Genomic DNA, 12,184 nt, shown 5'->3' on the forward strand with positions numbered 1-12,184 from the left:
CTCTCCCGTTGATCATGAGGTTGACGGTTGCTGTGGAGATCGAAATTGCCGCTAACCTCATGATCGACGAGATGGTTTCCGGGGAGGTCAGACCAGGGGGCGGTCGCGGGCGGCGGGGAAGCGGTCGAGGACGCCGGTGCGGGTCAGGGCGCGGGTGAGGGCGTACGCGCCGGCGCCGGCGATCACGGTGGCGCTGATGACGGTGAGCGCCGCGTAGGGCAGGCGGTAGGTGGCGATGTCGCGTTCGGCGTTCCAGTAGACGAAGTCGAAGACGGCCGCGCTCAGACCGGTGAGCGCGCCGGCCAGCAGGGCGGCCGGCAGCCGGTACGAGCGGTACCGGAAGGCGGCGAAGGCCAACTCGGCGCCGAGCCCCTGCATCAGGCCCTGCAACAGGACGATGGTGCCCCACTGACTGCCCAGCAGGGCCGAGATGATCGCCGCCAGCAGTTCGCAGTACAGCGAGGCGCCGGGCTTGCGGATGACGAGGCCGCCGAGGACGGCCGGCACCAGCCAGACCCCGTAGATGAGGGTCTGTGCCGGCGGAAAGAAGCTGAAGGCGCCCTCGGTGGCGCTCCACACCAGGCCCCAGGCCCAGAAGATGACGCCGAAGGCGACGGCGATGACCGAGGCCACCACGATGTCGATGGTGCGCCAGCGGTTGCTGTCGGTGGTCTTCACGATTGTCGCTCCCAGTCCAGATGCGAACCAGGCAAGACGCACGCCCCGCCGGCGGCGCCGAACGGTGGCGGGCTGGAGGTGGACCGAACTCCCTGCGCTGGCATTACCCAGATCAGGTACGGAGGGTCTGCGGGCGGACCCGCACTCTCAGCGCTGTGCGCTCCCCTGTCGGAGGTGTTGTCTGTCCCGCCGACGCTAACACCACCGAAGATCCACCGGCAATGTGATCTCCCCAGGTCACGACGGGTGCCTGCCGCCCGTGATCCGGTGGCGCGGGAACCGTGACCTGCCGACCCGGGAAGCGTGGCCTGCTGGCGGCGGGATATCCGAGCGGGCCGTCTCGGGGGAGCGGCGGCTCGGCCAAATCTGTGACATCCATCGACGCCATCCACGCCGGACGGTAATCTCAGTGCGCCGATCCGCCACGGCCGAAGGGTGACGGGTGACCACAGACACTGACCGGGCCGTGCCAGCCGGCGAACCTGAGGGCCGGTCCTCCGGTGGGGGCGTGGACACCGGGACACGCCCTCCGGCGTCCGCGGGTGGCGAGCCACCCCGGCGTTGGCTCGGCGACCGGATCGGCTCGGTGGAGGTGCTGGCGGCGCTGCTGATTGTCCTGATCATTTTTCGGGAGCCGATCGCCGCCGCCCTTGACGATCCCCGCATCCAGACCTGGACCACGGTCTTCGTCTCGATCATGGTGCAGGCGGTGCCGTTCCTGGTCTTCGGAGTGCTGCTCTCCGCCGTGATCGCGGTCTTCGTACCCCGGTCCTTCTGGGCCAGGGCGTTGCCCCGGCACCCGGCGCTGGCGGTGCCGGCGGCCAGCGCGGCCGGGGTGGTGCTGCCGGGTTGCGAGTGCGGCGCGGTGCCGATCGCCGGGTCACTGATCCGACGGGGCGTCACGCCGGCCGCCGCGCTGGCGTTCCTGCTCGCCGCCCCGGCGGTCAACCCGATCGTGCTCACCGCCACAGCTGTCGCCTTCCCGAACAATCCCGAGATGGTGCTCGCCCGGGGCGTCGCGAGCCTGATCGTCGCCATGATCATGGGGTGGCTCTGGTTGCGGCTCGGGCGTACCGAGTGGATCAGGATGCCGCGTCGGCCGGAGTTGGACGACGCGTCCCGGGGTCGGGCCTTCTGGGCTGCGGTCCGTCACGACGTGACCCACGCCGGTGGTTTCCTGGTGCTCGGCGCGATGGCCGCCGCCAGCATCAACGTGCTGGTGCCGGAGCGGTGGTTGCAGACCCTCGCCGACAACGCGTGGCTGTCGATCCTGGCCCTGGCGCTGCTCGCCGTACTGCTCTCGCTCTGCTCGGAGGCGGACGCCTTCGTGGCGGCCTCGCTGTCCCAGTTCTCCCTCACGTCACGACTGGTCTTCCTGGTGGTGGGGCCGATGGTCGATCTCAAGCTGATCTCGATGCAGGCCGGGGTGTTCGGCCGCCGGTTCGCCTTCCGGTTCGCGCCGACCACTTTCGTGGTGGCCCTGCTGGTCGCCGTGGGTGCCGGGGCGGTGCTGCTGTGAACCGGCAGGCGCAGGCGGTGATCCTGCTGCTGCTCGGTGGCGCGGTGATCCGGGCCAGCGTCACCGACCTCTACCTGCGCTACGTCAAGGAAGGGCTGCGGCCCTTCCTGATCGCCGCCGGTCTGCTGCTGGTCGCCGCCGCGATCATGACGCTCTGGTACGAGCTGCGCCCGGCGGCCCCCCGCGCGCTGGCCCCGGCCGGCGGCGCTCCGGCCGGCGGCTCCGGCAGCGGCCACGACGACCACGACGGGCACGGACACGCCCACCATGAACCACGGGTCGGGTGGCTGCTGATCCTGCCGGTGCTCGGCCTGCTGCTGGTCGCCCCGCCGGCCCTCGGCTCGTACGCGGCGGGCCAGGCCGGCACCGCGCTGAGCAGCCAGCAGCAGTCGGACTACCCGCCGCTGCCCGAGGGTGACCCGGTGCAGGTGAGCGTCCTGGACTACGCGTCCCGGGCACTGTTCGACAGAGGCACGTCGATAGGCGATCGGCGGGTGCAGCTCACCGGCTTCATCGCCACCGGCGGAGACGGCGAGCCGATCCTGGCCCGGATGGTGCTGTCCTGCTGCGCCGCCGACGGCCGCCCGGTCAAGCTCGGGTTGACCGGGGACGTGCCGGCCGGGCTGCCCGACGACACCTGGGTGGAGGTGACCGGCCGCTACAGCGACCGGCTCGGCCGGGATCCGGTGAACGATGCCGAGATTCCCTACCTTGAGGTCGAGTCCTGGCGGCAGGTGCCGGCGCCCAAGCGCCCGTACGACTAGGACCACCTTGCCGGCGGCCGGCCGGATTCGGTCTGGTGTGACGCCAGCGCGAATCGGCGTCGCTGCGGGCTTGACCATGACGCTGCGTCAACCCTCCATGCTGACCGGCATGAACGTCCCTGTGACAACCAGTCAGCTTCAGGGGCCTGCGATTCGTGTCCGGGGCCTGGAGAAGTCGTACCAGAAGCTGCGTGTGCTGCGCGGCGTGGATCTCGATGTGGCACGGGGGAGCATCTTCGCCCTGCTCGGCTCGAACGGGGCGGGCAAGACCACGGTGGTGAAGATCCTGTCCACGCTGCTCAAGGCCGACGCGGGCACCGCGCACGTCAACGGCTTCGACGTCGCGGCCCAGGCGCCCGACGTACGCGAGGCCATCAGCCTCACCGGGCAGTTCGCGGCCGTCGACGAGATCCTCACCGGGCGAGAGAACCAACTGGCGCCGTACGCCGGTGTCACGGTGCGGACGGTGCGGCACTATCACCAGATCGGGCTGCTGCCCGAGCCGGAGCGGGACGCCTCGGGTTACCGGCGGTACGGCGCGCTGGCGGCCGTGTCGATGATCAAGATCCGCACTCTCGCCAACGTCGGAGTTCCGTTGTCCCGGATCGACGAGCTACTCGAAGCCGACGCGCCCACGTTCACGGCGGCGATCCGCAGGATCGACAGGCACCTCCGGGACGAGATCGAACGGCTTGAGACCAGCCGTCGGCAGATCGCGCAGCTCGCGGCCGGCGACGGCCTGACGCTCCCCCCGGAGGTGACCGCCTACCTTCATCGGCTTCGGGAGATCGGTGCGTCCGAGCGGGTGGTGGCGGGTGAACGGGACGGATGGATCCTGGTCGCCGCCCGCTGGCCCGACAGCGTCCGCGAGTTCATGCCCGGCAAACTCGCGCAGCTCGACGACCCGCGGATCGTCCGGCTCTACCGGGTGCTGTCCGAGGTCTTCGACGGCGACGTCGACGATGATCCACGACTTGCGGAAGCCGCCGACATCATGGCCTGCCTGGCCGAGCAGGCGTACGCCGCGGGCGAGCTGAACGTCAGCAACGAGTCTTACGACGAGATGCCGCACGACCTGCTGGACGCGCTCGCCGAGGAGTCCGACCCCCGGATACAGCGGCTGAAGGAGCTGTTGCGCGAACGAGGCTGGATCGGATGGAACCGGATGGAGCCGCTGGCCGAGCCGCCCTGTTGATCTCCGACCTGGTATCACCTTTGTGAGCCGGTGTCGGGTCGTCGGTAGGCTGCCGGGATGCGTATCGAGGCTCGGGGTCTGCGGTTCGACGTCGCCACCGGGGGTCCGGAGCAGGGCGAGCCGGTGCTGCTGCTGCACGGTTTCCCGCAGCACTCGGGTGAGTGGGAAGGCGTGCTGCCGACCCTGCACGCGGCAGGTCTGCGCAGCTACGCGCTGAACCAGCGGGGCTACTCGCCGCAGGCCCGGCCCGCCGAGGTCGAGGCGTACCGGCTCGGTGAACTTGTCGCCGACGCGGCGGCGGTGCTGGATGCCCTCGGGGTGCCCGCCGCGCACGTGGTCGGACACGACTGGGGCGCGGTCGTCGGGTGGGCGCTGGCCGCCACCCACCCGGACCGGGTACGAACCCTGACCGCGGTTTCCGTGCCGCACCCGGCCGCCATGGCGTACGCGTTGACACACGACCCGCAGCAGAAGGCCCGCTCGGCGTACATGCTGCTGTTCCGGCAGCCGGGGGTGGCCGAGAAGGCGCTGCTGGCGTTGGGTGCCGCCGGGTTGCGCCGGCTGCTGCGCGGGGTCGGTGACGACGCCCGGGTGGCCGCGTACGCCGATCCGATGCGTGAGCCGGGAGCGCTGACCACCGCGTTGAACTGGTATCGCGCGATGTCGAAAGCGGATCTGGCGGCGACCGGCCCGGTGGCGGTGCCGACCACGTTCGTCTGGAGCGACGGTGACGTCGCCATCGGGCGGGTCGCCGCGCAGGCGTGCGCCGCGCACGTGACCGCGGACTTCCGATTCGTCCAACTGACCGGGGTCACCCACTGGATCCCGGACGAGGCGCCGACGCCGCTTGCCGAGGCGATCCTGGCCCGGGTACGCCCGGTCTGAGGCTGGTCGGCACCGATGGCGCGCTTTCTGTCACTGGCCGGTCGCGCCCGTGGACGCCCCGCGTCGGTGGACGGATCCGCCAAGGATCCCGAGCGGGTTTCGGCTTGAACCCGTTGGGGCATCAGCGTTGCCGCCGGCGGCGAGGGCCGGCGGAGCCCCCCGGAGGTCCGCAGTGTCAAAGGAAACCGAGAAGCAGCGGTGGCAGCGCAACTTCGCCGACCTGCTCCAGGAGTTGCGGGTCGCGCAGACCGGCGTGCAGATCCTGTTCGCCTTCCTGCTAACCCTGCCGTTCAGCGCCGGCTTCGGCGAGACCACTCCGTTCCAGCGGGACGTCTACATCGTGGCGCTGCTGGCCGCCGCCGGCGCCACCGCGATGATCATCTCGCCGGTGGCCTTCCACCGGGCGCTGTTCCGGCAGGGGCGCAAGCCGGAACTGGTGCGCTTCGCGCACCGGATGGCCAGCGGCGGCCTCGGTTTCATGCTCGTCGCGATGGTGAGCTCGGTGCTGCTGATCACCGACTTCGTGCTCGCCCGACCGATCGCCTTCCTGCTCAGCGCGGTCACCGGCCTGTGGTTCCTGACCTTCTGGATGGCCCTCCCGTTCGCCCGCCGCAACTGGGGTGAGGACGACATCGACGACGACGAGGACCCGAGCGGCCTGACTCAGGACTGAGCCGACAACTGCTGCGGATATCCGTGGCTACCTTTGGGTAACAAACGCGGGTAGCCTGCTGAACAGGCGGAACAGTCCGACTGTCCGGATCGAGCCCTCGGGGGTTTGCCGTGGCCATCGCCGAGAATCACAGTCCGTCAGCCACCGACAGCCGTAACGCCGACCCCGCGCCGGACGCATCGGGCCAGGTGCCCGCGCCGGACGCGGGGCAGGTGTCCGAGAAGGAGGCGCGTCAGGTCGCCGAGGCGGCCCGGCAGACCACCTGGGACCGGCCCAGCTTCGGCAAGGAACTCTTTCTGGGTCGGCTGCGGCTCGACCTGATCGATCCGTGGCCGCGACCGGATCCGGAGGAACAGGCCCGTGCCGAGGAGTTCCTTGGCCGGCTCCGCGACTACGTCGCCGCCGAGGTGGACGGCGCGGCGATCGAACGTGACGCGCGGATCCCCGACGAGGTGTTCCAGGGACTGGCCCGGCTGGGTGCCTTCGGGATGAAGATCGGTCGGGAGTACGGCGGGTTGGGCCTGAGCAACCTGCACTACTGCCGCGCGTTGATGCTCGCCGGCTCGGTCAGCCCGGCGATCGGGGCGCTGCTGTCGGCGCACCAGTCGATAGGCGTACCTCAGCCGTTGAAGATGTTCGGCAGCGAGGAGCAGCGACGTCGCTTCCTGCCCCGGCTGGCCGCCGGCGAGGTCTCCGCGTTCCTGCTCACCGAGCCGGACGTGGGCTCCGACCCGGCCCGCCTGGCGACCACCGCCGAACCGACACCCGACGGCGCCGGCTACCGGATCAACGGCGTCAAGCTGTGGGCCACCAACGGCACCGTGGCGACCCAACTCGTGGTGATGGCCCGGGTGCCGAAGGCCGAGGGGCGTCGCGGTGGTATCACCGCCTTCGTGGTCGACGGCGACGCCGAGGGCATCACCGTCGAGCGGCGCAACGCCTTCCTCGGCCTACGTGGCCTGGAGAACAGCCTCACCCGCTTCCACGACGTCTTCGTACCGAAGGAGAACGTCATAGGTGGCGAGGGCAAGGGGCTGCGGATCGCCCTGAGCACGCTGACCACGGGCCGGTTGTCGTTGCCGGCGATGTGCGTCGGTGCCGGCAAGTGGGCGTTGAACGTGGCCCGGGAGTGGTCGGCGGAGCGGGTCCAGTGGGGCCGGCCGGTGGGAGAGCACGAGGCGGTGGCCCAGAAGCTCTCCTTCATCGCCGCGACCACGTACGGCATGGAGACCATGCTGGACCTCTGCTGTCTGCTCGCCGACGACGACCGCAACGACATCCGGATCGAGGCGGCGCTGGTGAAGCTCTACGCCAGCGAGATGGCCTGGCGGATCGCCGACGAGCTGATCCAGATCCGCGGTGGCCGGGGGTACGAGACGGCCGACTCACTGGCTGCCCGGGGCGAACGTCCGGCCGCGGTCGAGCAGATGCTCCGTGACCTGCGGATCAACCGGATCTTCGAGGGCTCCACGGAGATCATGCACCTGCTCATCGCCCGCGAGGCGGTGGATGCGCACCTGTCGGTGGCCGGCGACATCATCGACCCCGACGCCGGGCTCTCCCGCAAGGCGAAGGCCGGCGCTCGGGCAGGCGCGTTCTACGCGCGGTGGCTGCCGACCCTCGCGGTCGGCAAGGGGCAGCAGCCCACCGGGTACGGCGAGTTCGGCCCGCTCGCCGGGCACCTGCGTCAGGTGGAGCGGGCCAGCCGGAAGCTGGCCCGGTCCACCTTCTACGCGATGTCCCGCTGGCAGGGAAAGATGGAACGCAAGCAGGCGTTCCTCGGTCGGGTGGTGGACATCGGCGCGGAGCTGTTCGCGATGAGCGCGGTCTGCGTACGCGCCCACGCCGAGCGCGACACCAGGCCGGAGAACGTCGAGCTGGCCGACCTGTTCTGCCGTCAGGCCCGGGTCCGGGTCGACGCGTTGTTCACCGCGCTCTGGCAGAACACCGACTCGATCGACGTGACGGCCGCCAAGCGCATCCTCGCCGGCCGCTACACGGCTCTGGAGGACGGCGTCATCCCGCCACCCGCCGACCTGCCCTGGGTGGCCCCCTGGACCCCCGGCCCCTCCACCGCCCCCACCGACGCCCGCCGCCACCTCCCCCCACCACCCACCCCCTGACCACCCACCCTTTCGGGGTCGATCATGAAGTTGTTGTCATCGATGTCGGCGTGTCGCGACAACAACTTCATGATCGGCGCTTGAGCGAGGGTGGGTGGTGGGGTCAGGGGGCGTGGGGGTCGCGGAGGCCTAGGCGGCGGAGTTCGAGGGCGGCGAGGGCGTTGACCGTGGTGTCGTCGCCTCGGCGCCACGCCTCGGCGACGTCGGGGGCGATGCGGGTGAGCTTGCGCAGCGGCTGGCCGGCCAGGGCACGTAGGGCCAGCAGATCCCGGCCGGCGGGCGCGGCGGCCAGCGTTGCCGCCGAGGCGGCCCGGCGCATCCAGCGCAGCCGCAGCGGCAACCAGCCGAACAGCACCAGTCCGAGCGGCACGATCAGCATCCCGACAGCCAGTGCCAGGGCCAACTGGTCGACCAGTTCCTGCTGGTCGCGGCCGGCCTCGGCCAGCGAACGGGCGGCACCGGCAGCCCGCTCGAAGGGCGCGGTCAGCTCATCGCCGACAAGCGGGACCCGGCCGACCTTGCCGCCGGCCTCGGCGAGGTTGTCGGCCAGCCCACCGCCCGCCCCCTCCAGCTTCTGTCCGGGTACGGCCAGCTTCTGCACCAGGTCATGCAGCCACAGCGCGCCCCGGATCGTCGCGTACACCCAGGCGACGACGAGCAGATCGGTGAGCAGCTGTCGCAGCGCGGTCGGGAAACGATCAGCGTAGATTTTCACGCCGGACAGCCTGCCACGGACCCCGCCCCCCGGCACCCCGACAGCCGCCCCCAGCCCCGCGCCGATCTTGCAGTTGTGGTCGCCGAAATGTCTCTTACGTTCGCTTCTGTCGCGACCACAAGTGCAAGATCGACGAGGTGGGCGGTGGGGCAGGGGGGTGGGGTGGGGGTGGGGTCAGGGGGCGCAGGTGGGGCAGGTGCCGAAGATCTCCAGGGTGTGGCTGACGTTGGTGAAGCCGTGCTGGGCGGCGACGCGGTCGGCCCAGGTCTCCACAGTCGGGCCGGCGACCTCGACCGTACGGCCGCAGGCCCGGCAGACCAGGTGATGGTGATGACCCTCGCTGCACCGGCGGTACAGGTGCTCGCCGCCAGGTGGGCGCATCACGTCGATCTCGCCCGCGTCGGCCAGGCCCTGCAACGTCCGGTAGACAGTGGTCAACCCGACCCGCTCGCCGCGATCGCGCAGCATCGCGTGCAGTTCCTGAGCGCTGTGGAAGCCTTCCACCTCGGCGAGCAAGGCGCTCACCGCCGAACGCTGACGGGTGTTGCGAACCGCCGTACCACTGTCGCTCATGACGCCACTCCGCTTCGCTGCGTGCCGTCATGAGGCACATCCGCGCTGAGCCTGATGATTCGCTCGCTACGCTCGCTCATGATCCCTCCCCGGCGTGGCTGACCGCGTCGGCCACGATGTGCGCGACGTGCTCGTCGACCAGGGTGTACGCGATCTCCCGCCCCCGCCGGGAGCCCCGGACCACACCCGCCCCACGGAGCACCCTGAGGTGCTGGGAGACCAGCGGCTGGGCCACCCCGAGCTTGTCCACCAGCTCGTGCACGCAGCGCTCACCACCGGCCAGCTCACTGACGATGGCCAGCCGGATCGGTGCCGAGAGGGCGCGCAGCAACTCGCTGGCACCCTCGTACGCGTCATAGCTGGATCCGCTGGTCACCCTGCAACGGTAACCAATACCGGCGCGCCGCTCGTGATCAGGACCCGCCGAGCACCACCTCGTGTGGCTCCGGAGCCGGTGCGGGTTGAGGTCGGGCCCGGCGGACCCGGCGCCAGGCGGCGGCCAGCAGGGTGACCACCACGAACGAGGCGATCGCGAGCACCACCACCGAGGCACCGGGCGCGGTGTCGGCGAGCGCCGCCATCCAGATGCCCGCCCCGCCAGCGAACAGGCCCAACGCCATCGCCGCCGCCATCGTGCTGCGGAACCCCCGGGTGACCTGCTGCGCGGTGGCCACCGGGACGACCATCAGTGCGCTGATCAGCAGTACGCCGACGGCACGCATGGCGATCGTCACCGTGATCGCCGTGGTGACCGCGAGCAGCAGGTTGAGCGCGCGCACCGGCAGGCCGGAGACCCGGGCGTACTCCTCGTCGTGACAGACGGCGAACAGCGCCGGCCGCAGCCCGAGCATCGCGATCAGCACGGCCGCACCCAGCACCGCGATGGTGGCGACATCCGCCCGGGACGCCGTGCTCAGCGCGCCGAACAGGTACGCGTTGAGGTTGGAGCTGGTGCTGTCGGAGAGCCCGACAAGCACCACCCCGCCGGCGATGCCGCCGTAGAAGAGCAGCGCGAGGGCCAGGTCGCCGGAGGTACGGCCGCGTTCCCGGATCAGCTCGATGACGACCGCGCCGATGGTGGCCGCGATCACCGCCATGATCACGGGGGAGGTCTGGAACAGCAGGCCGGCGCCGACCCCGGTCAACGCGACGTGCCCGATGCCGTCCCCGATCAGTGCCAGCCGTCGCTGCACCAGGTAGATGCCGAGCGCGGGCGCGGTGAGCCCGATGATCAGGGCGCTGACCAGCGCAAGCTGCATGTACTCGTACTGGAAAAGGCTCATCGTGCGCTCCACAGCCCGGCGGGCTCCTCGGGACCGTGCGGATGCACGTGGTCGTGGTCCGGTGCCGCGTGGTGCCCGGCCGGCTCCGGCACGGCGCCGTCGTGCGCCACGAACCCCTGGTGCACGACGATCGCCCGGCCGATCACCGGGCGCAGCGGACCCAGTTCGTGGGCGACGAGCAGTACGGTGCCCCCACCGACGGTGAAATCGCGCAGCGCTCCGGCGAACGCCTCCTGGCTGGCCGCGTCCACGCCGGCCGTCGGCTCGTCGAGGATCAGCAGTTCCGGTCGCCCGGCCAGCGCCCTGGCGATGAGTGTGCGCTGCTGCTGGCCACCGGAGAGGGTGCTGACCGGATCCTTCGCCCGGTCGGCCAGGCCGACGGCGTGCAGCGCCTCGGCGACCGCCTCCCGGTCGGTGCGCCCGGGTGGGCGCAGGATTCCCCGGCGGGCCAGCCGCCCGGCGGCGACCACCTCGGCGACGGTGGCCGGTACGCCGCTGCCGGCGCCGAGGCGCTGGGGGACGTAGCCGACGCGGTGCCACTGCCGGAACCGGCGTACCGGCCGGCCGAAGAGGGTCACGGTGCCGGCGCTCAGCGGGACCAGCCCGAGGATCGCGCGGATCAGGGTGGATTTGCCGGAGCCGTTGGCGCCGAGGACCGCGACGACCTCACCGGCGGTCACGGTCAGCGAGACGTCACGAAGCACGGGGCGGCCGTCGTAGCCGACCACCCCGTGCGTGACGGTGATGACGTCAGGTGTCACGAGCAGCTCAACGCCGTCCTCAGGGTCTGCAGGTTGGTACGCATCACCGAAAGGTAGTCCCCGCCGCCCTCGGCTGACAGACCCTCGATCGGATCCAGCACCGCGGTCTGGGCGCCGACCTCCCGGGCGATGGTCTCGGCCACCTTCGGGCTGACGAGCGTCTCGAAGAAGATCGTGGTGGCCTGGTGCTCCCGGGCCTCCTCGGCCACCGCCGCCAGGCGCTGCGGGGACGGCTCGTCCTCCGGGGTGAGCCCGCTGATGCCGATCTGCTCCAGCTGGTACTTCTGCGTCAGGTAGCCGAACGCGGTGTGGCTGACCACGATCTCCCGACGCTGGCAGGTCTTCAGCCCTTCGGCGAACTCCGTGTCGAGCTGTTCCAGCTCGGTACGCAGGGCGGCGGCCCGCTGGGTGTACTCGCCGGCCCGGTCCGGATCGACCGCGCCGAGCCGTTCGGCCAGCTTGTCGCCGATGGTGGCCAGCCGGGTCGGGTCGAGCCAGACGTGCGGGTCCTTGGCGCCGTCGGACGCCTCCTCGGCGTGCTTCTCCTCCTCGGCGTGTTCCTCGTCCTCGTGGCCGTGCCCGTCCTCCTCGCCTTCGTGGCCGTGATCGTGACCACCGGCGGTGGCGTCCAGCAGCGGCTCCACGGTCGCCACGTCGAAGGCGCGGTCACCGGCCTGCTGTTCGACCGCCTCGTCCACGGCGGGCTGGAAGCCGTGCAGGAAGAGGACCAGCTCCGCCTCGCTGATCTGGCCCACCTGGCCCGGGTTCAGCTCCAGGTCGTGCGGCTCGGCACCGGGGCGGGCCAGGTTCGTCACGGCCACGGCGTCGCCGCCGATCCGCTCGGCGAGGAACTGCAACGGGTAGAAACCGGCCACCACGTCGACCCGCTGCGGGTCGGCGCCGGCCGGGCTGTCGTTGTTCGAGCAGGCGGTGACGCCGGTCAGGGCGAGCAGGGCGGCCGTGGCGGTGGCCAGGGCACGCGGGGCGGGGCGGAAGGTCATGTCATCGACTCTCC

General features: G+C 71.0%; 13 protein-coding genes and 1 riboswitch. Of the genes, 6 read left to right on the forward strand and 7 right to left on the reverse strand.

Annotated elements, in window-relative coordinates:
* Window positions 1–87: 87 nt before the first annotated feature.
* Complete coding sequence (locus tag Van01_RS11610) at window positions 88–678, reverse strand: ECF transporter S component (protein ID WP_204005631.1); 591 nt, start codon at window positions 676–678, stop codon at window positions 88–90.
* Between the two features lie 71 nt (window positions 679–749).
* Window positions 750–855, reverse strand: a riboswitch (TPP riboswitch).
* Window positions 856–1,255: 400 nt separating this feature from the next.
* Here Van01_RS11610 and Van01_RS11615 point away from each other — a divergent pair.
* From Van01_RS11615 to Van01_RS11640, 6 genes are all read left to right on the forward strand, one after another.
* Window positions 1,256–2,197 carry a permease gene (locus Van01_RS11615; RefSeq protein WP_204025056.1) on the forward strand — a complete coding sequence of 314 codons (942 nt, stop codon included), beginning with the start codon at window positions 1,256–1,258 and terminating at the stop codon, window positions 2,195–2,197.
* Window positions 2,194–2,961: a TIGR03943 family putative permease subunit gene (locus tag Van01_RS11620; RefSeq protein WP_204005634.1), complete on the forward strand. Its 768-nt coding sequence runs from the start codon at window positions 2,194–2,196 to the stop codon at window positions 2,959–2,961. Before Van01_RS11615 ends, Van01_RS11620 begins: the two co-directional genes overlap by 4 nt.
* 109 nt (window positions 2,962–3,070) lie before the next feature.
* Entirely contained in the window at window positions 3,071–4,156 is a 1,086-nt protein-coding gene (locus tag Van01_RS11625; RefSeq protein ID WP_204005636.1) for an ATP-binding cassette domain-containing protein, read from the forward strand.
* Between the two features lie 57 nt (window positions 4,157–4,213).
* Window positions 4,214–5,041 (forward strand): alpha/beta fold hydrolase, encoded by an 828-nt coding sequence (locus tag Van01_RS11630; protein WP_204005637.1) that lies wholly within the window; start codon window positions 4,214–4,216, stop codon window positions 5,039–5,041.
* Between the two features lie 172 nt (window positions 5,042–5,213).
* Window positions 5,214–5,714 carry a DUF6328 family protein gene (locus tag Van01_RS11635; RefSeq protein ID WP_204005639.1) on the forward strand — a complete coding sequence of 167 codons (501 nt, stop codon included), beginning with the start codon at window positions 5,214–5,216 and terminating at the stop codon, window positions 5,712–5,714.
* A gap of 188 nt (window positions 5,715–5,902) precedes the next feature.
* Complete coding sequence (locus Van01_RS11640) at window positions 5,903–7,837, forward strand: acyl-CoA dehydrogenase family protein (protein WP_239099026.1); 1,935 nt, start codon at window positions 5,903–5,905, stop codon at window positions 7,835–7,837.
* Window positions 7,838–7,940: 103 nt separating this feature from the next.
* Here Van01_RS11640 and Van01_RS11645 read toward each other — a convergent pair whose 3' ends face one another.
* From Van01_RS11645 to Van01_RS11670, 6 genes are all read right to left on the reverse strand, one after another.
* Entirely contained in the window at window positions 7,941–8,552 is a 612-nt protein-coding gene (locus Van01_RS11645) for a hypothetical protein (protein WP_204005655.1), read from the reverse strand.
* 174 nt (window positions 8,553–8,726) lie between these two features.
* Window positions 8,727–9,125 carry a Fur family transcriptional regulator gene (locus Van01_RS11650; protein ID WP_204005656.1) on the reverse strand — a complete coding sequence of 133 codons (399 nt, stop codon included), beginning with the start codon at window positions 9,123–9,125 and terminating at the stop codon, window positions 8,727–8,729.
* A gap of 76 nt (window positions 9,126–9,201) precedes the next feature.
* The gene (locus tag Van01_RS11655) at window positions 9,202–9,501 is read right to left on the reverse strand and encodes an ArsR/SmtB family transcription factor (RefSeq protein ID WP_204005657.1); all 300 of its coding nucleotides are present in this window, start codon (window positions 9,499–9,501) and stop codon (window positions 9,202–9,204) included.
* Window positions 9,502–9,538: 37 nt separating this feature from the next.
* Window positions 9,539–10,408: a metal ABC transporter permease gene (locus Van01_RS11660; RefSeq protein WP_204005658.1), complete on the reverse strand. Its 870-nt coding sequence runs from the start codon at window positions 10,406–10,408 to the stop codon at window positions 9,539–9,541.
* On the reverse strand, window positions 10,405–11,169 hold the full coding sequence (locus Van01_RS11665) for a metal ABC transporter ATP-binding protein (protein WP_204005659.1): 765 nt from the start codon (window positions 11,167–11,169) through the stop codon (window positions 10,405–10,407). The genes Van01_RS11660 and Van01_RS11665 overlap by 4 nt, the downstream gene beginning before the upstream one ends.
* On the reverse strand, window positions 11,166–12,170 hold the full coding sequence (locus tag Van01_RS11670; RefSeq protein ID WP_204005660.1) for a metal ABC transporter substrate-binding protein: 1,005 nt from the start codon (window positions 12,168–12,170) through the stop codon (window positions 11,166–11,168). The genes Van01_RS11665 and Van01_RS11670 overlap by 4 nt, the downstream gene beginning before the upstream one ends.
* Between the last annotated feature and the right edge of the window lie 14 nt (window positions 12,171–12,184).

Source organism: Micromonospora andamanensis (assembly GCF_016863495.1).
Taxonomy (GTDB): Bacteria; Actinomycetota; Actinomycetes; order Mycobacteriales; family Micromonosporaceae; genus Micromonospora; species Micromonospora andamanensis.

Excerpts from the sequence above, each read along its gene's own strand:
- Van01_RS11630 (WP_204005637.1), top strand. The coding sequence starts at position 4,214 with ATGCGTATCGAGGCTCGGGGTCTGCGGTTCGACGTCGCCACCGGGGGT.
- Van01_RS11660 (WP_204005658.1), bottom strand. The coding sequence starts at position 10,408 with ATGAGCCTTTTCCAGTACGAGTACATGCAGCTTGCGCTGGTCAGCGCC.
- Van01_RS11625 (WP_204005636.1), top strand. The coding sequence starts at position 3,071 with ATGAACGTCCCTGTGACAACCAGTCAGCTTCAGGGGCCTGCGATTCGT.
- Van01_RS11650 (WP_204005656.1), bottom strand. The coding sequence starts at position 9,125 with ATGAGCGACAGTGGTACGGCGGTTCGCAACACCCGTCAGCGTTCGGCG.
- Van01_RS11670 (WP_204005660.1), bottom strand. The coding sequence starts at position 12,170 with ATGACCTTCCGCCCCGCCCCGCGTGCCCTGGCCACCGCCACGGCCGCC.